The 24195-nt window shown below is 73.5% G+C and carries 27 protein-coding genes; 14 read left to right on the top strand and 13 right to left on the bottom strand.

Annotated features, from left to right (window positions below):
* The coding region (locus PV350_RS28695; protein ID WP_500336811.1) for a DUF6777 domain-containing protein at positions 1–851 on the top strand (851 nt) is incomplete at its 5' end.
* Between the two features lie 135 nt (positions 852–986).
* Here the strand turns inward: PV350_RS28695 and PV350_RS28690 are convergent.
* Positions 987–1442, bottom strand: a complete 456-nt coding sequence (locus tag PV350_RS28690; RefSeq protein WP_499515374.1) for a Crp/Fnr family transcriptional regulator — start codon at positions 1440–1442, stop codon at positions 987–989.
* A 48-nt stretch (positions 1443–1490) separates the two neighbouring features.
* The gene (locus PV350_RS28685; RefSeq protein ID WP_500336809.1) at positions 1491–2780 is read right to left on the bottom strand and encodes an alpha/beta family hydrolase; all 1290 of its coding nucleotides are present in this window, start codon (positions 2778–2780) and stop codon (positions 1491–1493) included.
* A gap of 87 nt (positions 2781–2867) precedes the next feature.
* Between PV350_RS28685 and PV350_RS28680 the strand changes: the two genes are divergently transcribed.
* Together PV350_RS28680 and PV350_RS28675 are read left to right on the top strand one after the other, a co-directional pair.
* The gene (locus PV350_RS28680) at positions 2868–3605 is read left to right on the top strand and encodes a DUF72 domain-containing protein (protein ID WP_499515372.1); all 738 of its coding nucleotides are present in this window, start codon (positions 2868–2870) and stop codon (positions 3603–3605) included.
* Entirely contained in the window at positions 3602–3886 is a 285-nt protein-coding gene (locus PV350_RS28675) for an acylphosphatase (protein WP_499515371.1), read from the top strand. Before PV350_RS28680 ends, PV350_RS28675 begins: the two co-directional genes overlap by 4 nt.
* Before the next feature lie 39 nt (positions 3887–3925).
* Here the strand turns inward: PV350_RS28675 and PV350_RS28670 are convergent, their stop codons facing one another.
* The 4 genes from PV350_RS28670 to polX all read right to left on the bottom strand — a co-directional run bounded on the left by PV350_RS28670 (position 3926) and on the right by polX (position 8502).
* The gene (locus PV350_RS28670) at positions 3926–5359 is read right to left on the bottom strand and encodes a lipase maturation factor family protein (RefSeq protein WP_500336806.1); all 1434 of its coding nucleotides are present in this window, start codon (positions 5357–5359) and stop codon (positions 3926–3928) included.
* Between the two features lie 30 nt (positions 5360–5389).
* A complete protein-coding gene (locus PV350_RS28665) occupies positions 5390–6172 on the bottom strand; it encodes a VOC family protein (RefSeq protein WP_499515369.1) in 783 nt (260 codons plus the stop codon).
* A gap of 136 nt (positions 6173–6308) precedes the next feature.
* Entirely contained in the window at positions 6309–6707 is a 399-nt protein-coding gene (locus PV350_RS28660) for a hypothetical protein (protein WP_499515368.1), read from the bottom strand.
* A 61-nt stretch (positions 6708–6768) separates the two neighbouring features.
* On the bottom strand, positions 6769–8502 hold the full coding sequence (gene polX, locus PV350_RS28655) for a DNA polymerase/3'-5' exonuclease PolX (protein WP_500336805.1): 1734 nt from the start codon (positions 8500–8502) through the stop codon (positions 6769–6771).
* A gap of 128 nt (positions 8503–8630) precedes the next feature.
* Here polX and PV350_RS28650 point away from each other — a divergent pair, with 128 nt between their 5' ends.
* From PV350_RS28650 to PV350_RS28640, 3 genes are all read left to right on the top strand, one after another.
* Entirely contained in the window at positions 8631–8846 is a 216-nt protein-coding gene (locus PV350_RS28650) for a dodecin (protein WP_499515366.1), read from the top strand.
* An 85-nt stretch (positions 8847–8931) separates the two neighbouring features.
* The gene (locus PV350_RS28645; protein WP_499515365.1) at positions 8932–9381 is read left to right on the top strand and encodes a VOC family protein; all 450 of its coding nucleotides are present in this window, start codon (positions 8932–8934) and stop codon (positions 9379–9381) included.
* 126 nt (positions 9382–9507) lie between these two features.
* Positions 9508–10215 carry a type 1 glutamine amidotransferase domain-containing protein gene (locus PV350_RS28640; protein ID WP_500336802.1) on the top strand — a complete coding sequence of 236 codons (708 nt, stop codon included), beginning with the start codon at positions 9508–9510 and terminating at the stop codon, positions 10213–10215.
* On the opposite strand, the gene PV350_RS28635 is transcribed toward PV350_RS28640, so the two are convergent.
* Positions 10212–11471, bottom strand: coding sequence for an MFS transporter (locus tag PV350_RS28635; RefSeq protein WP_500336813.1), 1260 nt, complete (start codon positions 11469–11471; stop codon positions 10212–10214). The genes PV350_RS28640 and PV350_RS28635 overlap by 4 nt on opposite strands.
* Before the next feature lie 122 nt (positions 11472–11593).
* On the opposite strand from PV350_RS28635, the gene PV350_RS28630 reads away from it, so the two are divergent.
* The 5 genes from PV350_RS28630 (at position 11594) to PV350_RS28610 (ending at position 16643) form a co-directional block, all read left to right on the top strand.
* Entirely contained in the window at positions 11594–12133 is a 540-nt protein-coding gene (locus tag PV350_RS28630) for a CGNR zinc finger domain-containing protein (protein WP_499515362.1), read from the top strand.
* Positions 12134–12283: 150 nt separating this feature from the next.
* Complete coding sequence (locus PV350_RS28625; RefSeq protein WP_499515361.1) at positions 12284–12844, top strand: (2Fe-2S)-binding protein; 561 nt, start codon at positions 12284–12286, stop codon at positions 12842–12844.
* Positions 12845–12848: 4 nt separating this feature from the next.
* The gene (locus PV350_RS28620; RefSeq protein ID WP_499515360.1) at positions 12849–13838 is read left to right on the top strand and encodes an FAD binding domain-containing protein; all 990 of its coding nucleotides are present in this window, start codon (positions 12849–12851) and stop codon (positions 13836–13838) included.
* Positions 13835–16069 (top strand): xanthine dehydrogenase family protein molybdopterin-binding subunit, encoded by a 2235-nt coding sequence (locus PV350_RS28615; protein ID WP_500336799.1) that lies wholly within the window; start codon positions 13835–13837, stop codon positions 16067–16069. Before PV350_RS28620 ends, PV350_RS28615 begins: the two co-directional genes overlap by 4 nt.
* A gap of 178 nt (positions 16070–16247) precedes the next feature.
* Positions 16248–16643 carry a hypothetical protein gene (locus PV350_RS28610; RefSeq protein ID WP_499515358.1) on the top strand — a complete coding sequence of 132 codons (396 nt, stop codon included), beginning with the start codon at positions 16248–16250 and terminating at the stop codon, positions 16641–16643.
* Between the two features lie 9 nt (positions 16644–16652).
* On the opposite strand, the gene PV350_RS28605 is transcribed toward PV350_RS28610, so the two are convergent.
* Genes PV350_RS28605 through PV350_RS28585 form a run of 5 tightly spaced genes read right to left on the bottom strand, consistent with a single transcriptional unit; the run spans position 16653 to position 21512 of the window.
* Entirely contained in the window at positions 16653–17303 is a 651-nt protein-coding gene (locus tag PV350_RS28605; RefSeq protein ID WP_499515357.1) for a DedA family protein, read from the bottom strand.
* Positions 17304–17307: 4 nt separating this feature from the next.
* Complete coding sequence (locus PV350_RS28600; RefSeq protein ID WP_499515356.1) at positions 17308–18516, bottom strand: ABC transporter ATP-binding protein; 1209 nt, start codon at positions 18514–18516, stop codon at positions 17308–17310.
* A 10-nt stretch (positions 18517–18526) separates the two neighbouring features.
* Positions 18527–19366, bottom strand: a complete 840-nt coding sequence (locus PV350_RS28595) for a carbohydrate ABC transporter permease (RefSeq protein ID WP_499515355.1) — start codon at positions 19364–19366, stop codon at positions 18527–18529.
* Positions 19363–20247 carry a carbohydrate ABC transporter permease gene (locus tag PV350_RS28590; RefSeq protein WP_499515354.1) on the bottom strand — a complete coding sequence of 295 codons (885 nt, stop codon included), beginning with the start codon at positions 20245–20247 and terminating at the stop codon, positions 19363–19365. The genes PV350_RS28595 and PV350_RS28590 overlap by 4 nt, the downstream gene beginning before the upstream one ends.
* Positions 20244–21512 carry an ABC transporter substrate-binding protein gene (locus PV350_RS28585; protein ID WP_499515353.1) on the bottom strand — a complete coding sequence of 423 codons (1269 nt, stop codon included), beginning with the start codon at positions 21510–21512 and terminating at the stop codon, positions 20244–20246. The genes PV350_RS28590 and PV350_RS28585 overlap by 4 nt, the downstream gene beginning before the upstream one ends.
* A 165-nt stretch (positions 21513–21677) precedes the next feature.
* On the opposite strand from PV350_RS28585, the gene PV350_RS28580 reads away from it, so the two are divergent.
* Complete coding sequence (locus PV350_RS28580; RefSeq protein ID WP_499515352.1) at positions 21678–22937, top strand: FUSC family protein; 1260 nt, start codon at positions 21678–21680, stop codon at positions 22935–22937.
* A 20-nt stretch (positions 22938–22957) separates the two neighbouring features.
* Positions 22958–23764 (top strand): 4-hydroxy-tetrahydrodipicolinate reductase, encoded by an 807-nt coding sequence (gene dapB / locus PV350_RS28575; RefSeq protein WP_499515351.1) that lies wholly within the window; start codon positions 22958–22960, stop codon positions 23762–23764.
* Here dapB and PV350_RS28570 read toward each other — a convergent pair.
* Positions 23751–23918: a hypothetical protein gene (locus PV350_RS28570; RefSeq protein WP_499515350.1), complete on the bottom strand. Its 168-nt coding sequence runs from the start codon at positions 23916–23918 to the stop codon at positions 23751–23753. The genes dapB and PV350_RS28570 overlap by 14 nt on opposite strands.
* Between PV350_RS28570 and PV350_RS28565 the strand changes: the two genes are divergently transcribed.
* Positions 23917–24195, top strand: a 279-nt coding sequence (locus PV350_RS28565) for a hypothetical protein (protein ID WP_500336796.1), incomplete at its 3' end; no start/stop codon positions are given. The two genes, PV350_RS28570 and PV350_RS28565, sit on opposite strands and share 2 nt — an antisense overlap.

Genomic DNA, 24195 nt, shown 5'->3' with positions numbered 1-24195 from the left:
CGCCCCAGGAGCCACCCGGCACCCCCGGCCCCGGCCACGACCCGCCAGCGCACGCACGCCGGCCGTGGTGGACGTCGAGCGCCGGGCTGTCGGCGCTCGCGGCACTGGGGGCCGCGGCGCTCGTCCTGGCGGTCTTCCTGGCCACACGGGGCGGCGACGGAGGCACGGCCGCACCCGGGCGGAGCCCGTCACCGACCCGGCCGCAGGTCGTGCTCCAGCCGGCGCGGGTGGCGGGCCTCGACTCCTTCACCGCGAGCACGGCCAACGCGTCCCCGCCCCCGGACGCCCCGGCGCCCACCCTGACCCCGAAGCCCGCCGCCACGTACGGGGCGCCGAGCGTCTCCGGCGGTACGCGCGCCCTGTACGGCGGCACCAAGGGCGAGGCCGCCTGCGACGTCGCCGAGCAGACCGCGTCCCTGACCGCGGACCCCGGCAAGGCGGCCGCCTTCGCCCGGGTGGCGGGCATCGACGCCGACGGGATCGGGCGGTACCTGAAGTCGCTCACCCCCGCGCTGCTGCGCGCCGACACCAGGGTCACCGACCACGGCTTCGCGGACGGCTCCGCGACCTCCTTCGCGGCGGTCCTGGAGGCGGGCACGGCGGTGCTCGTCGACGACCGCGGTGTGCCCCGGGTGCGCTGCGCGGGCGGCAATCCGCTGGCGGCGCCGAAGGCGGTCAAGGGTGCCGGCCACACCGGGCAGGCGTGGCCCGGCTTCCGGGAGGCGGAGGTGGTCGCGGTGCGCCCCGCCCCGCAGGCGCACCGTTCGTTCGTCCTGTACGACGCGGGACGCGACGAGCTGTTCCGCCGCCCGGTCGGCACGAGGGGCGCCGACGACACCTGGGCGCGCTGACCCGGGCCACCGGGGCCCTTGGACTACGCCGCCGTGAACGCCGCCGTCAACGGCGGTGACCCGTCGCGGACTTCACGGACGGGGAACGCTACCGGCAGTTGCCCCGCGTGCCGGCACGCGGCCGGATTCCGTCGGTCAGGAGTGCTCCTGGAGGCGCGGGCCGTACATGTCGAGCATCCTGGCCCGGGCCGAACCCAGCCGCTGGGCGATGGTCTGGGCGGCGGCCAGCACGATGGCCTGGCCCAGCACCGGGTTGTCCCGGCACAGGTCGCGGATCTCCGCCGCGCCGAACTCGTACGCGCCCACCGAGCCCAGCGCGTGGGCGCCGACCTGCCAGCGGTAGGGAGGGAACAGCCAGGACCAGCCGACGAGTTCGCCCGGACCCAGGGTCTCGACGGAGACGGCACCTCGGCCGGGCACGTCCATGTCGATGGAGACGGCACCCGATTCGACCACCCAGAACCGGTCGGCGAATCTGCCCTCGTCGCAGATGCGCCAGCTCTGCGGGAAGCTGACCTTCCTGGCGTGCTCCAGGAAGGCTCGGCGGTGGGCCGGCGGGAGTGAGTCCAGCATGGTCACCGTGCTGCTCATCGGCGCATCCTCCTGCTCCCTTCCACACCCCCTGACCTCAGGGTACGGTCACTCACCTGCCGTCGCAGGGAGGTGACCGGCCAACCAGTCACGGGCCAGGTGCGCCACCTCGTCGAGCGCTCCCGGCTCCTCGAACAGGTGGGTCGCGCCGGGCACCACGTGGAGCAGGCTGGGGCACTCGAGCGCCTCCTGGGCACGCTGGTTCAGCTCCAGGACCGTGACGTCCCGGCCGCCGACGATGAGCAGGGTGGGCGCCCTGACCTCGCCGAGCCGGGGCATGGCCAGATCAGGACGGCCGCCCCGGGACACCACCGAGGAGACGTACGGGGCGGCCCGGGGGTCGGCCGCGGCCCACAGCGCGGCGGCCGCGCCGGTACTGGCACCGAAGTAGGCGAGCGGCAGGTTCTCCCCGCGGGCCCACGCGGTGACCTCGACCAGGCGGCCGGCGAGCAGTTCGACGTCGAAGACGTTGGCCCGGTCCGCCTCCTCGGCGGAGGTGAGCAGGTCGAACAGCAGGGTGCCGAGGCCGGCCTGGTTGAGGGCGGCGGCCACGGCCCGGTTGCGCGGGCTGTGCCGGCTGCTGCCGGTGCCGTGGGCGAAGAGCACCAGGGCCCGTGCGTCGGCGGGCATGGTCAGCGTCCCGGCGAGCCGCACCCCGGCCTCGCCACCTACGGCCAGGTCCACCTCGGTGGTCCGCGGTCCCCGGGCGGCGGCCTGCTTGAGCAGCCCGGACACCTCGTCGTCGGCGGTCTGGGAGAAGTCGTGGTACCACTCCCCCACCGCGAAGAAGGCGCTCGGCGCCGACAGGCACACCACGTCGTCGGCGGCGTGCCGCAGGGCGGGCAGCGACTGGGGCGAGGCCACGGGCACGGCGAGCACGACCCGGGCGGCGCCCTGGGAGCGGGCCACCTCGCAGGCGGCGAGGGCGGTGGCGCCGGTGGCGACGCCGTCGTCGACGAGGAGCACCGTGCGGCCGGCCAGCGGGGTGCGCGGGCGTCCCTCGCGGAAGCGGTGCGCCTGCCGGGCCAGCTCGGCCTCTTCCCGGTGCTCGACGGTGTCGATGTCGGCGCGGGAGACGTGGCTCATGCGGACGATGTCGTCGCTGAGCACCTTGGCGCCGCCCTCGCCGATGGCGCCGAAGCCCAGCTCCCGGTGGTACGGGACGCCGAGCTTGCGGACGACGATCACGTCCAGGGGTGCGTGCAGGGCCTGCGCCACCTCGTAGGCGACGACCACGCCGCCGCGCGGCAGGCCGAGCACGATGGGGTTGTCGAATTCCAGATGCCGCAGCCGCTCGGCGAGCTGCCGTCCGGCATCCGCGCGGTCTGTGAAGTGCATGGTTCCACCCCCGCGAGCGGGGAGATGCGGGACTCCTTACGACCTACCCTGAATAGGGAGCAGCAAGCAACCGGCAGGGACCGCGCGATGTCCGTGCTCGTGGGAACCTCGGGATGGCAGTACCGGGACTGGCGCGGCGTGCTGTACCCGCCCCAGGTGCCGCAGCGGCTGTGGCTGGAGGAGTACGCGCGCCGTTTCGGCACGGTCGAGAGCAACAACGCGTTCTACCGCCTGCCGTCCCGGGAGCTCTTCGCGAGCTGGCGCGAGCACACGCCCGAGGGCTTCGTGATGGCGGTCAAGGCCAGCCGCTACCTGACCCACATGAAGCGGCTGCGCGACCCGGAGGAGCCGGTGCGGCGGCTGCTGACGCACGCCGAGGGGCTCGGCGACCGGCTGGGGCCGGTGCTGCTGCAGCTGCCGCCGAACCTGAGGGCCGACGCCCGGGTCCTGGAGGAGTGCCTGCACTGCTTCCCCGAGGGCGTGCGGGTGGCCGTCGAGCCGCGGCACGCCTCCTGGTGGACCCCCGAGATCCGGGCCCTGCTGAAGCGCCGCGGCGCCGCGCTGTGCTGGGCCGACCGGCGGGCGCGCCCTGCGACGCCGTTGTGGCGCACCGCGGACTGGGGGTACGTGCGCTTCCATGAGGGCATCGCCCGGCCGTGGCCCCGCTACGGCGCCCGGGCGCTGACCACCTGGGCACACCGCATCGCGGACACCTGGCCGGAGGGCTCCGACGTGTTTGTGTACTTCAACAACGACCCCGGCGGGGCGGCCGTCCTGGACGCCGACGCCTTCCGCGAGGCGGTCCGCCAGGTGCGGCCGTCGTGATCCGGCGGCGGGTCGTCGTGACGGGCGACGTCCAGGGGGTGTACTTCCGGGACACCTGCCGTATGACGGCGGACGAGAGCGGGGCCGCCGGCTGGGTCCGCAACCGGCCGGACGGCACGGTCGAGGCGGTCTTCGAGGGTCCGCCGGAGGCGGTGGAACGGATGGTGGCCTGGTCGCACGAGGGCTCGCCGCTGTCCATCGTGGACCGCGTGGAGGTCGTCGAGGAGGAGCCGGAGGGGCTCACCGGCTTCGAGATCCGTCCCACCCCCTGGCGCGGCTGAGGGCCCGCGCGAGGGCTTGAGGGGCGGGGTGCGCGACCGTCACCGGCCCTCGCGCCGCAGGGTTTCACGGTCGACCGGCGGCAGGTACTCGCGCACCAGGCTCCGCTCCCACCAGGCCCCGGTGGCCCGCAGGGTGCGCCGGTCGGTGAAGCGGTAGTGGTACAGGCGGGCCCGGACGTAGGTGGGCGGGGCGTGCGGGAAGGGGTTGCTGCGCAGCAGGCGCAGGGTGCGGGGGTCGTTCTCCAGGAGCTTGCCGACGAACGGGATGAACCAGCTCCACGCGTAGGCCGGGGAGATCCCGGCGAACCACATCAGCCAGTCCAGCCGCAGGTGGTACGGGGCGAACTGGCGGGGCAGCCGGTGCCGGTCGGTGGGCTTGCCCTTGAAGCCGTACTCCTTCCACACGGTGCCGGGGCCGGGTTCGGCGGCGTCGGTGCCCTCGACGACGACCTCCAGGCGCATCCGGTTGATGCTGCCGAAGGCGCCGTAGGAGTTGACCAGGTGCAGCCGGTTGAAGGAGACGTTCATCATCTGGCCGCGGGAGAGCAGGTTGCGGGCGGGCCAGTAGCTGAGGACGGCGACGAGGACGGTGGCGGCGATCACCAGGGCCGCGTACCAGGCGGGCGGGGGGACGGACGCCGCGGGCGGCGGCGCGGCCACGTACGAGCCGTCGAGCGCGGCGACGGCGAGGACGATGGTCAGCCAGTTCAGCCACGCGAAGTTGCCCGAGAGCACGAGCCACAGCTGGGTGGCGATGACGACGCAGGCGGCGATGCCCGCCACCGGTTGCGGGGTGAACAGGGCGACGGGCACGACCAGCTGGGCGAAGTGGTTGGCGGCGGTCTCGGCCCGGTGCACCCCGCGCGGCAGGTGGTGGAAGAACCAGCTGAGCGGGCCGGGCATGGGCTGCGTCTCGTGGTGGTAGTACAGGCAGGTCAGGTCGCGCCAGCAGGCGTCGCCCCGCATCTTGATCAGTCCGGCGCCGAACTCGACGCGGAAGAGCAGCCAGCGCATCAGCCACAGGATCAGCACGGGCGGCCCGGTCTCGTCGTTGCCGAGGAACACCGCCAGGAAGCCGGCCTCCAGCAGCAGGGACTCCCAGCCGAACGCGTACCAGGTCTGGCCGACGTTGACGATCGACAGGTAGAGCAGCCACAGCGCCGCCCAGACCAGCAGGGCGCCCCACAGCGGCACGAGGTCCGTCACGCCCGCGACGACGGCCGCGGACAGCGCGACGCCGCCCCACGCGACGGCGGCGAAGAGGCGGTCGGAGTAGCGGAGGTGGAACAGGCTCGGCGCATGGCGGAACGGCACGCGCCGCAGGAAGTCCGGGACGGGCAGCAGACCGTGCTCGCCGATGAGGGCGCGGAACTGGTTCGCGGCGGTGAGGAAGGCAACCAGGTAGAGCACGCCGAGGCCGCGCTGGACGACGACGCGGCTCAGCCAGTAGTCGGGTGCCGTGAACCACTCCATGGCCGCTTCTCCCGGCGGGCGGGCGGCGTGCTACTCGTGGTCGGCGACGAGGGAGAGCAGTCCGCCCTCCGGGTCGCGGATGCCCGCGACCCTGCCGTAGGCGCTGTCGAGGGGTTCGCCGGTCACCTCGCCGCCGAGGTCCTTGGCGCGCCGGACGGCCTCGTCGACGTCGGCGACGGTGAAGAAGACGTGCCACCGCGGCCGGACCTTGGGGTCGGCCGCGGCCTCGACGCCGCCGCCGCGGATGCCCGCGACGCTGTGCCCGTCGACGTAGAGGACGACGCGGTCGTTCTCCCACTCCACGACGTAGCGGGGCCCGCGCCGGTCCCAGTGGAAGACCTCGCCGTAGAACAGGGCCGCGGCGAAGGCGTCGCGGGTGCGCAGCTCGATCCAGGAGGGGGCGCCGTGCATCCGCAGCTTGCGGGCGGGTCCGTGCTCGCCCTCCCAGATGCCGAAGGAGGCGCCCATGGAGTCGGCCACCAGGGCCAGCCGCCCGGCGTCGAAGTCGAGCGGGCCCACGGCCACCGTGCCGCCGCGGTCGCGGATGTCGGAGGCGGTGGCGTCGGCGCTCTCCACCCCGAAGTACGTGGTCCAGGACACCGAGGTCTCCCAGTCCCGGGCGATGGCCCCGATGCCGGCGACCTCCGTGCCGTTCACCAGCGCGCGTTCGTACGGGCCCCAGCGGGAGGGACCGGGTTCGAACTCCCAGCCGAGCAGTGGTCCGTAGAACGCCTTCGCCACGTCCAGGTCGCGTGCCATCAGGCTGACCCAGCACGGGGCGCCCGCCACACAGCAGATCTTCGCGGTGGACACGTACCGGCCTCCTTGTCCTGCCCCGTTCCCAGAATGGCGGCAGCAGGTCCGGGAGGCATCTTCGGCGGTCCGTCGTACGTACCGGTGGGCGGGCGCCGCATGCGCCGGGTGGTGCGCTTCTGCTCCGGCGTACGTCTCAGTGGCCGAACAGGTGCATGCCCCGGCGGCGGGCGGACGCCGTGGGGGTCTTCGTGGTCGTGACCGTGTCGTCGGCGGTCCCGGTGGCGACGGTCGGGGTGGTGGGGGCGGTGGCGTCGGGCGCCGTCTCGGCGGCGCGGGCCCGGCGGCGCAGCCGGCGCAGCTCCGCGCGGCGGCTGCGCTCGCGTCCCGCGCCGGCCAGGGCGATGACCGAGGCCAGGCAGAACACCAGGGCGAGCGCGAGACCGGCGAGGAACGCGCCGAGGGTGTTGACGGTGGCGATGTCCGAGCCGAACAGCGTCACGGTGTAGTCGGGTCCTCCGCCGAGGTTCTCCGCGATCAGGAGTCCGGTGAAGGCGGCGGTGGCGCCCATGAGCACGAATCCCAGCAGCAGCATCGTGTCCTCCTCGATGTCGGGCGTGGTAGGGGCCCTCGCGCTGCGCCTACCCCGGGTACGGTCACGGATGCGTACGGCCGCCCTTGCGCAGGAAGCGCCGCAGCCGGGTGAGCGGCCAGGCGTTGACGACGTCGTCCTCGGTGAGCCAGCCCCGCTGGGCCGTGCCGACGCCGTAGCGCATGAAGTCCAGGTGGACGGTGGCGTGCGCGTCGCTGTCGACGGCGAACTTCACGCCGTGCCGGCGGGCCCGCAGGATCAGTTCGTCGCCGAGGTCGAGCCGGTCGGGCTGGGCGTTGACCTCCAGCGCCGTGCCGGTGCGGGCGCAGGCGGCGAAGACCTCGTCGAGGTCGGCGTCGACACCCGGGCGCCTGCCCAGCAGCCGGGTGGTGGGGTGGCCGATGATGTTGACGTACGGGTTCTCGGCCGCGCGCACCAGGCGCCGGGTGAGGGCGTCGCGGTCCTGGTGGAAGTGGGAGTGGATCGAGGCCACGCACAGGTCGAAGCCGGCCAGGAACGCGTCCGGCCAGTCCAGGCCCCCGTCGGGGCCGATGTTGAGTTCGGTGCCGTGCAGGACGCGCATGCCCGTGTGGGTCCGGTCCAGGCGGCGGACCTCCTCGCGCTGGGCGAGGATCTTCTCGTCCGTCATGCGCTGCATGGACAGGTCGGGCGCGTGGTCGGTGACCGCGTAGTAGGCGTAGCCGCGCGCGGACGCCGCTGCCACCATCTCCTCCAGGCCGGCGAGGCCGTCGGTGAGGTCGGTGTGGGTGTGCAGGTCACCGCGGACGGCGCGCAGCGCGAGCGGCTCGGGGAGCTCCCCGGCCAGCCCGGCCTGGATCTCGCCCCGGTCCTCGCGCAGGGTGGGCGGTATCCAGGGCAGCCCGAGCCGGGCGTAGACCTCCTCCTCGGTGCGGGAGACGACGCGCTCGCCGGTCGCGGTGTCGAAGAGCCCGTACTCGGAGAGCTTGAGGCCGTGGTGGACGGCCAGCTCGCGGGTGCGGATGTTGTGGGCCTTGGAGCCGGTGAAGTACTGCAGCGCCGCGCCCCAGGAGTCGGGCGGCACGACTCGCAGGTCGACCTGGAGGCCCTTGGTGGTCCGGATCGACGTCTTCTTCGCGCCCCGCACGATGACCTCGGCGGTGCCCGGCATCCGGGTGAACGCCTCCATGAAGGGCCCGGACCGCTCGGCGGCGACGAGGACGTCGACGTCGCCGACCGTTTCCCGCATTCGGCGCAGCGAGCCGGCGTACGTGCAGCGCTCGCAGCCGGGGAGCGCGGAGAGCTCGGCGACGACCTCCTCGGCGACCGCCGTGGCGACGTTCAGCGGGACCCGGCCGGCCGAGGACCGCGTCAGGCCGATGCCGTGCAGGATGGTCTCCTCGGTGCGGGCGCCGAAGCCGGGCAGGTCGCGCAGGCGTTCGGCGCGGATGGCGTCGGCGAGTTCCTGCACCGAGGCGATGTGCAGCTCCTGGTAGAGCATCATGGCCCGCTTGGGGCCGAGCATCGGGATCGCGGTCATCTCCCGTACGCCGGCGGGGATGCGGGCGCGCAGTTCCTCGACGGCGGGGACGGTGCCGGTGCGCAGGTACTCGGTGACCTTCTCGGCCACGGACTTCCCCACGTCGGGTATCTTCCGCAGCCCCTTGTCGTCGAGCCGGGAGACGTCCTCGTGGTGGCCGCCGATGGCGCGGGCGGCCTTCTCGTAGGCGCGCGCCTTGAACGCGTCGCCGCCGGTGATCCGGATGAGGTCGGCGTACTCGCGGAGCAGGGCTTCGACCTCCTCGTTGGCCCTGGCCATGTGGAGCCCCTTCCCGGGCACGCCGTGGGCTAACGCCCGAGGCCGTGCTTCCCCTCGCGGCCCGCGGGGCGATGAGGCACCGTGGAGGGGCGGCGGAACCGCCCGTTCCCACCGATCAGGGAGGACCCATGACCGACCACACGTACCGGGTGACCGAGATCGTCGGCTCGTCCAGCGAGGGCCTGGACGCCGCCATCCGCAACGGGCTGAGCCGTGCCTCGGAGACCCTGCGCAACCTCGACTGGTTCGAGGTGACGCAGATCCGCGGTCACCTGGCGGACGGGCAGGTCGGGCACTTCCAGGTCGGGCTGAAGGTCGGTTTCAGGATCGAGGGGAGCGACTGAGCGGCTGACCCACTGTCGTACCCGTCGGGCAGCATGGGTCCCACCGGTGCCGGCACCGGGCGGGCCACTTCGACGGAGGCACACCATGGTCGCGTTCCAGCTCACGATCGACTGCAAGGATCCGGAGGCGCAGGCGCGCTTCTGGGCGGACGCGCTGCGCTACCGGCTGGAGGACGCCCCGGACGGCTTCCCCACCTGGCGGGAGTACTGGCTCTCCGTCGGCGTGCCGGAGGAGGAGCTCGGCGACGGGGAGTGCTGCGACGCCATCGTGGACCCGGAGGGTGACGGGCCCCGGATCTGGTTCCAGCAGGTGCCCGAGGGCAAGGTGGTCAAGAACCGGCTGCACCTCGACGTCAAGGTGGGCGGCAAGCGGGCCGAGGTGCCCCTGGAGACCCGCAGGGAGCGGGTCGAGGCCGAGGCCGGCCGGCTGGTCGCGGCGGGGGCCTCCCGGCTGCGCGTGCTCGCCCAACCGGGCGTGGACCACTACGGGGTGGTGATGCAGGACCCGGAGGGCAACGAGTTCTGCGTGGCGTAGCCGGTCCGGCGCGCCGGACCGCCTTGCCTGCCCCAAATGGCGCATTTAGGCTCGAACCGACGGGGTGCCACAGCGGTGTCGGCCGCCGCGACGAGCACCGAATCCCGCAGGGAAGAGGGCAGTGGCATGCCTGCGACCAAGAAGATCCTGGTCATCGTGACCAACGTCGACGAGTACGAGAAGGTCGGCATGCGCACCGGGCTGTGGCTCGGGGAACTGACGCATTTCTGGGACGTGGTCGAGCAGGACGGCTACGCCATGGACATCGCCAGTCCGGCCGGCGGCAAGGTCCCCCTCGACCCGGAGAGCCTCTCCCACGAGGTGCTGGGGGAGCTCGGCACCGGCAGGCACTACGCCGACCGCGAGTACATGGACCTCCTCGAGGACACGTTGCCGATCACCGACGTGAACCTCGACGACTACGACGCCATTTACCTCACCGGCGGCCACGGCGTGATGTTCGACTTCCCGCAGAGCCGGGAACTGGAGGACCTGATGGCCAGGTTCTACGAGTCGGGCCGGATCGTGTCCACGGTCTGCCACGGCGCGACGGGTCTGCTCAACGTGACGCTGAGCAGCGGCGAACCGCTGGTCCGGGGCAGGCGGGTGACCGGGTTCTCGTGGCCCGAGGAGGAACTGGCCCACCGGGCCGAGGCGGTGCCGTACAGCCTCCAGGAGGAGCTGACGAAGCTCGGCGCCGACTACTCCACGGCCAGGCGGCCGTTCGACACCTACGTCGTCGAGGACGGGCGGCTGATCACCGGTCAGAACCCCGGCAGCGCCCGCGCGGTCGCGGAGGCGGTCGTCCGGCAGCTGGAAGACGCTCAGCGTTAGGCGCGCGCCGGGGCGGCGATCCTCAGGAACGGGACGAGCGCCGCGGCTGCGACGAGCGCGAGGACCGTGAACACCAGCCGGGGGCCGCCGAGTTCGGCCAGCACGCCGGCCAGGGCGGCGCCGAGCGGCATGGCGCCCCAGCTGAACAGTCTGCTGACCGCGCTGTAGCGGCCCATCATGTGCTCCGGCACGATGTCCTGGGCGATCGTACGGGCGTTGACCGCCCACAGGGTGCCGCCCATGCCGCCGAGGAAGGCGCCGGCGGCCACCGGCCAGAAGGCGGTGGTCAGCGCGGGCAGCGCCATCATCGCGGCGGTGCCGGCGATGTCGGCGGACATCGCGCCGCGGCGGCCCAGCAGCCGGTTGATCCGGCCGACGGTGAGCGCGCCGGTCAGCCCGCCCACGCCGAGGGCGCTCAGCAGCAGCCCGTACCGCCCGGCGTCCAGGCCCATCGTGTGGGTCGCGTGCAGGGGCATCAGCGCCAGCCACGCACCCCAGCAGGAGCACAGGACGGTGAGGACCAGCGAGAGGGTGCGCAGCAGGTCGTGCCGCCACACGTGGCGCAGGCCCTCGGCGATCTGCGTGCGGACGGCGGCGGGGGCGCGGTCCCCCGCCGCACCCGTGCCGCGTGCCCCGGCCACCCGCCCGGCGAGCAGGAACAGGGCGAGGGAGGCGAGCGCGTACGCGACCCAGGTCGCGCCGAGCGCGAACCCGGTGCCCACGGCGATCAGCACCCCGCCGACCAGGGGGCCGCAGAACTCGTTGCACACCGTCTCGGCGCCGGTGATCCACGCGTTGGCGCGTTCACGCCCGGCCGGGGGCACCACGGACGGTACGAGCGCCGCCTCGGCCGTCAGCGCCACCACCTCAGCCACGCCGAGGACGGCACCGGCCGCGCAGAGCACCCCGATGCCGGGCCCGCCGCCGGCGGCCGCCGCGAGGAGGCAGGCCACGGCCGCCGTCCGCACGCCGCCCGCGGCCCACAGCAGCCCCCGGCGGTCGCGGCGGTCCACCAGGACGCCCACGGGGAGGGCGACCAGCAGCCAGGGCAGGGTGAGCGTCAGGGACACCGCCGTGACCTGCAGCGGCGAGCCGGAGGCCCGCGCCGCGAGCAGGGGCAGCGCCATCTTGGTCACCCCGTCGGCGAGATTGGTGACCGCGGTGAAGCCGACCAGCACGGCCGTGTTGCGGGTGCCCCGGAGGACCGTCGGCGGCGCGGTCGCGGAGGCGGCCGCCGGGGCGGCGCCGTCCTTCATCGGTGTGACGCGGGCGTGGTCCCCCATGCGAACTCCCCCTGCACTAACCGGCTATCGGCTTCACCGGTCATTCTAACCGTCGTTCGTGATAGCCGGTAGACTTCGGCGGCAGGAGGTGCCCCGTGCTCGAACCCCCGCCCGCCGCCGTCCTGGTGGAGGCCTTCGCCAACACCGTCGACCTCGACCTCGGCACGGACGACCTGGCCGCATCGGACCGGTTGTCCGCCTTCCTCGCCTCCCGCGGCCTGCTCGACGACGGCACGCCGGTCACGCCCGGCGAGCACGACCGCGCCCTGCGCCTGCGGGCCGGCATCCGCGAGGTGCTGGGAGCCAACGTCGGCGACACCCCCGACCCCGGGGCCGTCGCGGCCGCCGACGAGGTGCTGCGGGGGCTGCCCGTCCACGTCGCGGTCGGCGGGGACCGGCCCGTACTGTCCCCCGCGCCGGGGCTGCCGCCCGTGGAAGGGGCGCTCGCCCGCATCGCCCTGGCCTGGAGCGCGCTGGTGACCACCGGCGACGCGGCGCGCCTCAAGCGCTGCGCCGAACACACCTGCGGCTGGGTCTTCTGGGACGTCTCGAAGAACCGCAGCCGCCGCTGGTGCTCGATGCGCGTGTGCGGCAACCGCAACAAGGCACGGGCGTACGCGGCCCGGCAGCGGTAGCCGATCCACGAGGACCCGGAGCCGGGGGCGCCCCGGCACGGCCCGGCGATCCGGTCCGCCCCGCGTGCCGCCGCGCGGGGGCATGATCCCGGTTGCGGGTCGTTGACGGGCGAAACAGCATGAAAGGGAGACCGATCTGGAGGTGGACCGGTGTCCTCACATGTCTCGGCGAACACCGCGGCGGAATCCGGCGTACTGCCGGAGCGCGGCCCGGAGCCCGTCCCGGTCACCCTGCACGTCAACGGGGAACGGCGGGCGGTGGACATCGAGCCCCGGGTGAGCCTGCTCGACGCGCTCCGCGAACACCTCAGGCTGACCGGCGCCAAGAAGGGCTGCGACCAGGGCACCTGTGGGGCCTGCACGGTGTTCGTGGACGGGCGGCGCGTACTGGGCTGCCTGACGCTCGCCATCGCGTGCGAGGGCCACGAGGTCACCACGATCGAGGGCCTCGCGCGCGAGGGCCGGCTCGACCCGATGCAGGAGGCGTTCATCGCGCAGGACGCCTTCCAGTGCGGCTACTGCACCCCGGGGCAGATCATGTCGGCGGTGGCGCTGCTGCGGGAGGGGCACGCCTCGGACGACGCGGAGATCAAGGAGTGGATGAGCGGCAACATCTGCCGCTGCGCCGCGTACCCCAACATCCGTGCGGCGATCCGCGCGGTGCGCGACGCGGACCCGGACACCGCTCCCGGAACCGGCAGCGGAGCGTGACACCGTGCGGCCCATCAGCTACACCCGCGCCACGGGAACGGCGGACGCCATCGCGGCCGTCACCGCCGACCCGCAGAGCCACTTCCTGGCCGGCGGCACCACGGAGGTCGACCTGCTGCGGCAGAACGTGCTCACGCCGCGACGGCTCGTCGACATCAACGACCTCCCCCTGACCGGGGTGGAGGGCATGCCCGACGGCTCGCTGCGGATCGGCGCGCTGGCCCGGATGAGCCAGGTCGCGCAGGCGCCCGTCGTACGGGAGCGCTTCCCGCTCGTCGCCCAGGCGCTGGAGCTCGGCGCCTCGGCGCAGTTGCGCAACATGGCCTCCATGGGCGGCAACATGATGCAGCGCGTCCGCTGCGGTTACTTCCGTGACTCCGCGTCACCCTGCAACAAGCGGGTGCCCGGAAGCGGTTGCTCGGCGATCGAGGGGACGAGCCGCGGGCACGCCGTCCTCGGCACGAGCGCGCACTGCATCGCCACCCACCCCTCGGACGTGGCCGTGGCCCTGGCGGCGCTGGGCGCGAGGATCCGGACCCAGGGGCCCGGCGGTGACCGCTCCTACTCCTTCGACGAGTTCTTCCTGCTGCCCGGCGACACCCCGGACCGGGAGCACCCGCTGGAGCACGGCGAGCTGATCACCGTGATCGAGGTGCCCTCGGTGCCGATCGCCCGTCGTTCCACCTACCTGAAGGTCAGGGACCGCGAGTCGTACGAGTTCGCCCTGGTCTCGGTGGCGGCCGCGCTGGCGCTGGCGGACGGGCTGGTGCTGGACGTCCGCCTCGCGCTCGGCGGGGTGGGCACCCGGCCCTGGCGGGCCGAACGCGCCGAGGAGTTCCTGCTCGGGGCGCCGGCGATCCCGGAGAACTTCCACGAGGCCGCGCGGGTCGAACTGGCCGCGGCGCGGCCCACGGCGATGAACGCGTTCAAGGTCGAACTCGCCTGCCGGGCCGTGGTCCGCGCGCTCGGGACCCTCGCCGGGAGCCCGTCATGAGCCCGGCCGTCGGGCAGCCCATGGACCGTGTCGACGGCCGCCCCAAGGTCACCGGCTCGGCACAGTACTCGGCGGAGATCCCGCTCCCCGGCATGGCGTACGCCGCGCTCGTCGGGGCCCACATCGCCTGCGGGCGGATCACCTCGATCGACGCGGGCGAGGCCGAGGCCGCCGAGGGCGTCCTCGCGGTCCTCACCCACGAGAACACCCCGCCCATCGCGGCGCAGCCGCCGCTGATCCCCTCCCTGGCGGGGACGGCGGCGCCCGGCCAGACCTTCTTCCCCCTGCAGGACGACGTCGTCCACTACGCGGGACAGCACATCGCCGTCGTCGTCGCCGACACGCACGAACGGGCCCAGCACGCGGCGAGCCTGCTGCACGTGCGGTACGCGGAGGAGCCCTCCCTCACCACCCTCGACCAGGGCCGGGACCGGGCCCACGTGCCCGAGGCGATCTTCGGCGGCTTCATACCGGGCCGCATGAGCCGGGGCGACCTGCGCAAGGGCATCGACGAGGCCGACGTACGGCTGGACCTCACCTTCACCTACGCCGCCAACAACCACAACCCCATCGAACCGCCGGCGACCACCGCGTCCTGGGAGGGCGACGGACTCACCCTCTGGGACGCCACGCAGGGCATCACCTCCACCCAGCAGACGGTCGCCGCGCTGCTCGGCCTGCCGGTCTCCCGGGTGCGGGTCATCGGGCACTACACGGGCGGCAGTTTCGGCGGCAAGGCCATGATCTGGCACCATCCGGCCCTCGCCGCGATCGCCGCCCGGCAGGTGGGCCGCCCGGTGAAACTGGCCCTGACCCGCGAGCAGATGTTCACCTCGATGGGACACCGCGAGGAGCAGGAGCAGACGATCATGCTCGCCGCGGCCGGGGACGGGCGGCTCACCGCGCTGCGCCACCACAAGCTCTCCCCCACCTCGCACTTCGACGACTGGGCCGAACCCTCCCTCGGCGTCGCCTCGCAGATCTACGGATGCCCCCACTACGAGGGCGAGTACCGGCTGTTCCGCGCGAACACCATGACGCCGACCTTCATGCGCGCCCCGGGCGAGGCCTCGGGCATGTTCGCCGTGGAGTGCGCGATGGACGAGCTCGCCGAGCGCCTCGGGATGGACCCGCTGGAGCTGCGGCTGCGCAACATCACGGCGACCGACCCCGGCACGGGCGACCCGTGGTCGAGCTGGGGGCTGGAGGAGTGCTACCGCCGCGGCGCGGAGCGTTTCGGCTGGGCGGACCGCGATCCGCGACCGCGCTCCCGGCGTGAAGGGCACTGGCTGATCGGCACCGGCATGGCCAGCGCCGGCTACCCCGTCGCCCAGCCCGTCACCCCGCAGCGCGCCCGCGCCCGCCTCTACGCCGACGGGACGGCCCTGGTGCAGGCGGCCACCCCCGACTTCGGCACCGGCGTGGCCACGGCCATGACGCAGGTCGCCGCCGACGCCCTCGGCCTGCCGGCCGGGCGGTGCCGCTTCGAGAACGGCGACACCGCCTTCCCCCAGATCGCCGCGGCCGTCGGCTCGGCCGGAGCGGGCATGATCAGCGCGGCCGTCCACACCGCCGCCACCGCCCTGCGCGACGCGCTCGTCGCGCGGGCGGTGGCGGACGCGGAGTCGCCGCTGCACGGCGCGGCCCCGGAGGCCGTCGAGGTCCAGGACGGCCGCATGGTGCTCCGGGACGACCCCGGCACCGGCGAGACCTACGCACAGATGATGCACCGTCAGCTCCTCCCCGACGTGGAGGCCCTGGGCTCCTGGACCCCGGACGCCGGCGCGAACGGGCACGCCCTGATGACCTTCGGCGCCCAGTTCGCCGAGGTCGCCGTCGACGCCGACCTGGGCCTCGTCCGGGTCCGCCGCATGGTCGGCGCCTTCGCCCCCGGGCGGGTCCTCAACCCCAAGACCACCCGCAGCCAGCTCACCGGCGGCATGATCTGGGGCCTGGGCCAGGCCCTCCTCGAGGCCAACCACATGGAGCCCCGCACCGGCCGCTGGGCGGCGTCCAGCCTCGGTGACTACCTGGTCGCCGTCAACGCGGACGTGCCGGACGTCGACGTCGAGCTCGTCGAGGTCGAGGACACCGTCGTCAACCCCCTCGGCGTCAAGGGCGTCGGCGAGATCGGCCAGGTCGGCGCCGGCGCCGCCATCGCCAACGCCGTCCACCACGCCACGGGCCGCCGCGTACGCAAGATGCCGATCACCATCGAGGACCTGCTGTAGCCCCCACCGGGGCCCCGGGCACCCCGCCCACGGGCGCGAAGGGCGCGGGGCCGTGCCCCCACCCGCGACTGCACGCCACGCCGGACCCCGCCGCCCCTGTCCGAAGCCCTGGTCCAGGGCCGGACGTTGCCCGAAGGTGGAAGTACACAACGGCGAACCGGGCAGGGGACCATCGGCGATGAGCGACTGGCTGTACATCCTGAAGTCGACTGACACGACGATGAACGGGAAGCTCGCCACGCCGGGCGAGGTGCTCGACTGCGCGCGGACGCAACCACGGGGCGACTGGTGGCTCTCGCGGCGCCGCCACATGGTCGACGGTGACCGCATCTGGATCTACTTCACCAGCCCGTACAAGGTGATCGCCGCCATGGCCGACGTGGAGGACGAGCCCCGGGAGGTGGCCGACCCGGTCTACCCCTGGCGGTTCTCGGCGGTGCTGGACCTCGCGGCGACGCGCGCCCTGCATGACCGTCCCGTTCCGCTGGCCGCCTTGAGCAACAGGCACCCGCAGGGGGTCGTCCGCGTACCGGAGCCGGATCTGGCGACGCTGATGGCGCGCGCCGGGCTGTGAGGGCCCGCCTCAGGGGCCGGCGTCGCGGCGGCGGGTGCGGCGGCGGCGGATGTGGCGGGCGGTCAGGGCGGCGGCGAGGAGGGCCACGGCGATCAGGGCGTAGAGCTGGAAGCGGGTGAGCCAGGCGTAGAGGGGGCCGAGGCGGGTGCCGGCGGCGTAGGCAAGGGCGGCCCAGACGCCGACCCAGAGGATCGCGCCGAGGGTGTTGCAGAGCAGGAAGCGCCACCAGGGCATGCCGGCGGTGCCGGCGATGATGCCGTTGGTCTGGCGCAGGACGTCGACGAACCGGGCGAGGAGGACGACGAGGTCGCCGCGGCGGGCGAAGAACTCCTCGCCGCGCACGAAGCGCTCCGGGGTGAGCAGGACGTAGCGGCCCCATCGGTGGACGAAGGCGCGGCCGCCGATGCGGCCGATGAGGTAGCCGAGGCAGTCGCCCGCGACGGCCGCGGCGACGGCGACCGCGACGACGCCGGCGATGTCCATCCGGCCGGTGCCCGCGTAGGCGGCCGCGACGACGAGGACGGTCTGCCCGGGCACGGGGATGCCGCAGTTGTCGAGCAGGACGAGGACGCCGACCGCCAGGTAGCCCCAGTCGTCGAGGAGCGGGGCGAGGTGCGCGAGGGGGCCGGGCAGCGGCGGCGGGACGGTGGCCGGGGCCATGCGCTCACCCCGCGGTCGTGTCGCCGGGGGATCCGGGGAGCGTGAGGTTGTCGCCGGTGGCCGGGTCGAAGACCTGGGCCTGTGCGGTGTCCAGCCACAGCCGCAGGCGTTCGCCGTCGCGGGCCCGGGTCCTGGCGGAGAGCCGGGCGACGACCTCGGGGCCGCCGGCGCCGGTGTCGGCGAGCCCGGAGTCGGCCGCGAGTTCGGCCAGTTGCTCCGCGGCGGCTGCGGCGGCCGCGCCGCCCTCCTGGGCGACGTGGACGTAGACGTCCGAGCCGAGGGACTCGCGGACGTCGACGGTGACGGTGACCGTGGCGCCGCCACGGCCGGGGTCGACGAGCGCGGCGTCCTCGAAGTGCTCGGGCCGGAAGCCCGCGATGACCTCGCGCGGTGCGTCGTGGCGTGCCAGGGCGGTGCGGAGGCGGTCGTCGAGCGGCAGGTCGCCGAGGGGGGTGCGCAGCCGGTCCTCCTCCACGGTGGCGGGCAGGAAGTTCATCGCGGGCGAGCCGATGAACCCGGCGACGAAGAGGTTGCGCGGCCGGTCGTACAGTTCCTGCGGCGAGCCGGTCTGCTGGACGACTCCGCCGCGCATCACGACGACACGGTCGCCGAGCGTCATGGCCTCGGTCTGGTCGTGCGTGACGTACACCGTGGTGGTGCCCAGGCGCCGCTGCAGCCGGGCGATCTGGGTGCGCATCTGGACCCGCAGCTTGGCGTCGAGGTTGGAGAGCGGCTCGTCCATCAGGAAGGCCTTGGGCTCGCGGACGATGGCCCGGCCCATGGCGACGCGCTGGCGCTGCCCTCCGGAGAGGTGGGCGGGCTTGCGGTCGAGGTGGCCGGTGAGGTCCAGGACCCGGGCGGCCTCCTCGACCTTCTCCTTGATGACCGCCTTGTCCACGCGGGCCAGCCGCAGGGCGAAGCCCATGTTCTGGCGGACGGTCATGTGGGGGTAGAGGGCGTAGCTCTGGAAGACCATGGCGATGTCGCGGTCCTTGGGGGCCTTGTCGTTGACGACCTGCCCGCCGATGCGCAGGGTGCCCTCGGTGATGTCCTCCAGCCCGGCGATCATGTTCAGGGTCGTGGACTTGCCGCAGCCTGACGGCCCCACGAGGATGACGAACTCGCCGTCCCCGATGGCGAGGCTGACGTCGCGGACGGCGACCGCGCCGTCGGGGTAGCGCTTGGTGACGCCGTCGAGGGTGATCTCGGCCATGTGCGGTCCTTCAGCCCTTCACTGCGCCGGAGGTCAGTCCGGCCACGATGCGCCGCTGGAACAGCAGCACGAAGACGACGATCGGGACGGTGATGACCACGGCGGCCGCGGCGATCGAGCCGGTGGGCTGCTGGAACTGGGAGCTGCCGGTGAAGAACGCGATCGCCGCCGGCACGGTGCGCGCGGTGGTGGTGGAGGTGAGGGAGATCGCGAACAGGAAGTCGTTCCAGCAGAAGATGAAGACCAGGATCGCCGTGGTGAACACCCCGGGCGCCGCGAGCGGTGCGATGACCAGCCGGAAGGCCTGGGCCGGCGTCGCCCCGTCGACCTTGGCCGCCTTCTCCAGGTCCCAGGGGATCTCACGGAAGAACGCCGACAGCGTGTAGACCGCCAGCGGCAGCGAGAAGGTCATGTACGGGATGATCAGCCCGGCCCAGGTGTCGAACAGCCCGAGGAGGCGTTCGATGTCGAACAGCGGCGACACCAGGGAGATCGGCGGGAACATCGCGATCAGCAGCGAGGTGCCGATCAGCAGCCCCTTGCCGGGGAAGCGCAGCCGGGCCACGGCGTAGGCGGCCATGGTGCCCAGCGTGACGGCCACGACGGTGGAGATCAGGGCGATCCCGACGGAGTTGACCAGCGCGCGGGTGAACTCGGAGGTCGCGAAGATGCCCCGGTAGTTCTCCAGCGTCCACGTACGGGGGACGAAGCTGCCGTCGGAGAGGGTGGCGGGGTCCTTGAAGGACAGGGCGACGATCCACCACACCGGGAACAGCGCGTACAGCACCACGACGGTGTTGACGACGCTCCAGCGGGCGATCCGCCGCCGCTGCGCCGGGCTCGTGCTCATCGTCCGGTGTCCTCCGATCCGGGGGCGGCCGTGCCGAACAGCCGGATGAACGCGAAGGCGATGACCGCCACGCACAGGAAGATCAGCACCGAGATCGCCGAGCCGATGCCGAGGTTCAGCGCCGTGAAGAGGTTGTCGTAGCCGAGGATCGACACCGAGCCCGTGCCGTTGGAGCCCTGCGTGAGCACGTAGATGTTGTCGAAGATCCGGAACGCGTCGAGGGTGCGGAACAGCAGCGCCACCAGGATGGCGGGCTTCATCAGCGGCAGCGTGACCAGCCGGAAGCGCTGCCAGCGGCCGGCGCCGTCGACCATGGCCGCGCGCAGGGTCTCCTCGGGCACCAGGGCCAGCCCGGCGAGCAGCAGCAGCGCCATGAAGGGCGTGGTCTTCCAGACCTCGGCCAGGATGATCAGTCCGATGGCCTTCCAGTGGTCGGTCAGCGGGGCCTGTCCCGACGCGTCGACGAGGTAGCCGATGCCGGGGGTCCAGGCGTACTGCCAGGAGAAGGCGGCGACGACGGTCACGATGCCGTACGGCAGCAGGATCGCGGTGCGCACCGCGGAGCGGCCGAGGATCGCCCGGTGCATGACGACGGCCAGGCCCATGCCGAGGGCCAGTTCCACCGCCACGGACACCACCGTGATCAGGCAGGTCACCCAGAGGGCCTCCCACCAGAACCCGGAGCTCAGGACCGCGGCGTAGTTGTCCAGGCCCACGAAACGGGCCAGCTGGGGGAAGCGCAGGTCGTAGCGGTGCAGGGACAGGTAGACGGCGTAGAACACGGGGTAGGCCGTCACGACGAGCATGACGACCACGGCGGGGGCGCAGAGCAGCCAGCCCAGCCGCCGCTCCTGGCGGGCGCCCTCCGAGAGCCGCGTCACGGGACCAGCCCCTTGGACTGCAGGGCGTCCTCGATCTGCCCCCGCAGGTCCCGGACGGACTCGGCCGGCCGGATCGCGGCGGGTGGTGACAGGGTGTGGGCCACCGCGATGGACACGTTCTGGTAGGCGGGGGTCTGCGGCCGCAGGGCGGCGTTCTCCAGCTCGGCGAGGATGTCCTGTGCGAAGGGGTAGCTGGCTTTGATCCGGGGATCGTCGTAGAGGCCGCGCAGGGTCGGCGGCAGGCCGCCCAGCAGCGCGGCGGTCCGCTGGTTGTCGCGGTCGCGCAGGCACAGCGCCGCCTCGAAGGCGAGGGCGGGCCGGCGGCTGTAGGCGCCGACGGCGAGGTCGATCCCGCCGATGGTGACCCGCGCGGGGCGGCCGGCGTCGACCCGCGGGTAGCGTGCCCATCTCAAGTGCGGGAACAGCTCCGGGTTGTCGGCCTTCATCGCCGGATACACGAAGGGGTAGTTCAGCTGGAAGGCGGCGGTGCCGGACTCCATGGCCAGCCGGTTCTGGTCCTCCGTCTGGTTGGGCAGCGACGGGTCGGCGGCGGGCGAGACCGCCAGGTCGCGCATGATGCCCGCGGCCCGCACCGCGGGCGCGCCGAGCGAGGGCGCGGTCGCGTCGGCGTTGAGGATCGACCCGCCGGCGCTGGCGACGAGCGTGTTGAACCAGACGGTGAGCCCCTCGTACTGGGCGCCCTGGACCTCGATCCGGTGGGGCTTGCCGGCCTTCGCCAGGGCGCGGGCCGCATCGAGCATCCCGGCCCAGGTCGTGGGCGGCTCCGGCACGAGGTCCGACCGGTACCACAGCAGCTGGACGTTGGTGTTGTACGGGACGGCGTAGAGGCGGCCCTTCCACGTGGCCGTCTGCAGCGGCGCGGCAAGGGTGTCCCGGACGGCCTCGGCACGCCGGTCGCCCGTCCACGGGCGGATCCAGCCGGCCTCGGCGAATTCCGGGGCCCAGGTGACGTCCAGGCCGAGGACGTCGAGCGCGGGGTCGTGTGCGGCCAGCCGGCGTACGAGTTGCTGCCGCTGGCCGTCCGCCGTCCGGGGGAGCTTGTTGTAGCGGATGACGTAGCGTCCGCCGGAGGCACGGCTGCAGCGGTCGGCGGCCTGCTGGAGCGCCCCGGAGTCGTCGGGGAAGTTGTACCAGTCGAGCGTCGCCCGTCCGGACGTCCGCGACGCGCCGCCGCACGCGACCGCGGCGGCCGCGAGGACGACCACCGCGGCAAGGGCCCGGGAGCGCCGTACCGCGCACGCCATAGGCACCTCGCTCCCCTGCTCGGACACACTCGGCCCGGACCATGAAGCCCCCGCCGCGGCCGCCGACGGTGCCTCAGGGGCGTGTCGGGGCCGGGTATTCACGCGGTCGGCGCAACCCGTGCCGCCGACCGGTGCCGACGTCCCGCGCGTGGGGAGACTGGCAGGGTGCCCGGCGTCCTCCCCGCCCCGCTCGCCGACCTCCTGCGGCGCAACAACGACCCGATCGTCGTGCAGACGGTGCGCTCCACCGTGGCCGCGGTGCTGTCGTACGCCGTGGCCGTCTGGCTGCTGCCCAACCCCGCGCCGCTGACGGCTCCGCTGACGGCCCTGCTCGTGGTACAGGTGACGCTCTACACGACGGTGACCACGGGCATCCGACGGGTGGTCAGCGTGGTGGCGGGCGTCCTCATCGCGGTCGGCTTCGCGGAGCTGATCGGGCTGACGTGGTGGAGCCTCGGGCTGATCATCCTGGCGTCGCTGGTGATCGGTCACTTCATCCGCGTGGACGAGTTCGTGGCCGAGGTGGCGATCAGCGCGATGCTCATCCTGGCCGTCCCCGCCCCCTCCGGCGAGGCGCTGGACCGCATCCTGGAGACCCTGGTCGGGGCGATCGTCGGGGTGCTGCTGAACGTCGTCGTGCCGCCCCCCGCCTTCGTGGAGCCGGCCGGTGACGCGGTGCGGGAGCTGGCCGAGCACATGCGGGCGCTGATGCTCCGTATGGGGCGGGAGGTGCGCGACGGCGCCACCGCCGGGCAGGCCCGCTCCTGGCTGATGGACGCACGCCGGCTGGACAACGAGATCGCACGGTTCGACGCCTCGCTGCGCAGGGCGGAGGAGGGGACCCGGCTCAACCCGCGGGTGAAACCGGCGGAGGGCGCGATGGCCCGGCTCCTCCTGCGCAGCGGGCTGGACACCCTGGAGGTGTCGACCGTGCTGCTGCGGACGCTGTGCCGCTCGCTGACGGAGCTGGACCGCGAGCGCGGCGCGCGGGAGCCACTGTTCACCGGCGAGCTCGCCGCCGGCATCGACGAGTTGTTCGCCGACATGGCCGACGCCGTCGACAGCTACGGCCGGCTGATCGCCGCCCAGGTCACGGAGGGCGCGGACCAGGCGGAGGCCCGGCTGGAGGACGCGCTGCGGCGCGGCCGGGAGGAACGGGACCGGATCGCGGCGCTGCTGCGGGCGGAGACGGAACGGCGCTGGGAGAGCTGGGACCTGTACGGGGCGCTGCTGGCCAACATCGACCGGCTGCTGGACGAGCTGGACCTGGAGAAGCGCTCGCTGTGGCTGTCGGAGCAGCTCGTCGCCGCCGCGCCGCACTCGACGACGCTGCCGGGCCGGATGCGCCGTCAGGCCCGCTCCGCCGCCGCCCGGCTGCGCCTGAGGTCCCCCGGGGGGACCGGTTCAGGGCGGGAAGGACGGTGATCATGCCTCATGCTGGTGGGATGGACCTGCTGAACGTGTGCGTCGCCGGGGCGACCGGCTGGACCGGGGAGGCGGTCGCGCGCGCCGTCCTGGACTCCGGGGACCTGCGGCTGCGGACGGCGGTGGCGCGGTCGGCGGCCGGCGCGGACCTCGGGGCGGTGTGGGGCGGTCCGGAACTCGGGGTGCCGGTCTTCAGCACGGTCGACGACGCGCTGGACGGCGTGGACGTGCTGATCGACTACACCTCGCACACCGCTGTCGGGCGTCATGTGCGCACCGCCGTGGTCCGCGGAGTCAACGTCGTGGTCGGCTCGTCGGGCCTGTCCGGCGCGGACTACGAGGAGATCGCCGCGCTGGCCGAGGAGCACGGGGTCGGCGTGGTGGCCTCGGGGAACTTCTCGCTGACCGCCGCCATGGCGCAGGCCGCCGCCCGGCTGGCCGCCCGTCACCTGCCGCACTGGGAGATCATCGACTACGCGTCCGCGACCAAGCCGGACGCCCCCAGCGGCACCGCGCGCGAACTCGCCGAACAGCTGGGCGCCGTACGGCGGCCCGAGTACGCCGTGGACCCGGAACGCACGGCGGGGCACCCCGAGGCCCGCGGCGCGTCGATCGCGGGCACGCAGGTCCACTCGCTGCGACTGCCGGGCTACACCCTCGCCGTGGAGGTGCAGTTCGGGCTGCCGGACGAGCGTCTGGTGATCCGTCACGAGGCGGGCACCTCCCCCGCGCCCTACGTCGCGGGGACCCTGCTCGCCGCTCGCGCGGCCGCGACACGCCGGGGTCTGGTACGCGGTCTCGACACGCTGTTGCTCAGCGGGGACTGACGTTCCGTACCTCGTGGCACTGCGTCACTTCCTTGGCCACGCTGTCGCCCGGACGCTCCGCTCGACGGGCGGCCGTTGACCGCGCGACGTACGACTGGATCGCAGGGGCGGCGTCGACCGCCGCCCGCAACGCGTCCGAAGGAAGGACACTCATGCGAACCAGTCTGATGCGCCGCACCGCTCTCGGCGTCGCGACCGGACTTCTTGCCACCGGCCTCTTGGCCGCCTCGACCGGCAGCGCCGTCGCCACGGCGAGCAGCGACGACGGCGGGAACGGCTCCTACAGCAAGGGCAGCGACGACTACGGCGACGACGACAACGGATACGGCGACAACGGCGGGGACAACGGGAACAACGGCTACGGCGACAGCGACAGTGGCCGCGGAGGCGGCGGAGGCAACGGCCGCGGCCACTGTCGCTGTCGCCGTAGC

The organism is Streptomyces sp. PA03-6a (assembly GCF_033792765.1).
In the GTDB taxonomy this organism is placed as follows: domain Bacteria; phylum Actinomycetota; class Actinomycetes; order Streptomycetales; family Streptomycetaceae; genus Actinacidiphila.
The sequence above is the reverse complement of the archived record's forward strand: the minus strand, read 5'-3'. Positions and strand labels throughout refer to the sequence as shown.

Bases quoted from the DNA above. Each gene is read 5' to 3' on its own strand.
- PV350_RS28690 (WP_499515374.1), bottom strand. From the start codon at position 1,442: ATGAGCAGCACGGTGACCATGCTGGACTCACTCCCGCCGGCCCACCGC.
- PV350_RS28685 (WP_500336809.1), bottom strand. From the start codon at position 2,780: ATGCACTTCACAGACCGCGCGGATGCCGGACGGCAGCTCGCCGAGCGG.
- PV350_RS28680 (WP_499515372.1), top strand. From the start codon at position 2,868: ATGTCCGTGCTCGTGGGAACCTCGGGATGGCAGTACCGGGACTGGCGC.
- PV350_RS28670 (WP_500336806.1), bottom strand. From the start codon at position 5,359: ATGGAGTGGTTCACGGCACCCGACTACTGGCTGAGCCGCGTCGTCGTC.
- PV350_RS28660 (WP_499515368.1), bottom strand. From the start codon at position 6,707: ATGCTGCTGCTGGGATTCGTGCTCATGGGCGCCACCGCCGCCTTCACC.
- polX (WP_500336805.1), bottom strand. From the start codon at position 8,502: ATGGCCAGGGCCAACGAGGAGGTCGAAGCCCTGCTCCGCGAGTACGCC.
- PV350_RS28650 (WP_499515366.1), top strand. From the start codon at position 8,631: ATGACCGACCACACGTACCGGGTGACCGAGATCGTCGGCTCGTCCAGC.
- PV350_RS28645 (WP_499515365.1), top strand. From the start codon at position 8,932: ATGGTCGCGTTCCAGCTCACGATCGACTGCAAGGATCCGGAGGCGCAG.
- PV350_RS28640 (WP_500336802.1), top strand. From the start codon at position 9,508: ATGCCTGCGACCAAGAAGATCCTGGTCATCGTGACCAACGTCGACGAG.
- PV350_RS28635 (WP_500336813.1), bottom strand. From the start codon at position 11,471: ATGAAGGACGGCGCCGCCCCGGCGGCCGCCTCCGCGACCGCGCCGCCG.
- PV350_RS28615 (WP_500336799.1), top strand. From the start codon at position 13,835: ATGAGCCCGGCCGTCGGGCAGCCCATGGACCGTGTCGACGGCCGCCCC.
- PV350_RS28610 (WP_499515358.1), top strand. From the start codon at position 16,248: ATGAGCGACTGGCTGTACATCCTGAAGTCGACTGACACGACGATGAAC.
- PV350_RS28605 (WP_499515357.1), bottom strand. From the start codon at position 17,303: ATGGCCCCGGCCACCGTCCCGCCGCCGCTGCCCGGCCCCCTCGCGCAC.
- PV350_RS28600 (WP_499515356.1), bottom strand. From the start codon at position 18,516: ATGGCCGAGATCACCCTCGACGGCGTCACCAAGCGCTACCCCGACGGC.
- PV350_RS28595 (WP_499515355.1), bottom strand. From the start codon at position 19,366: ATGAGCACGAGCCCGGCGCAGCGGCGGCGGATCGCCCGCTGGAGCGTC.
- PV350_RS28585 (WP_499515353.1), bottom strand. From the start codon at position 21,512: ATGGCGTGCGCGGTACGGCGCTCCCGGGCCCTTGCCGCGGTGGTCGTC.
- dapB (WP_499515351.1), top strand. From the start codon at position 22,958: ATGGACCTGCTGAACGTGTGCGTCGCCGGGGCGACCGGCTGGACCGGG.
- PV350_RS28570 (WP_499515350.1), bottom strand. From the start codon at position 23,918: ATGAGTGTCCTTCCTTCGGACGCGTTGCGGGCGGCGGTCGACGCCGCC.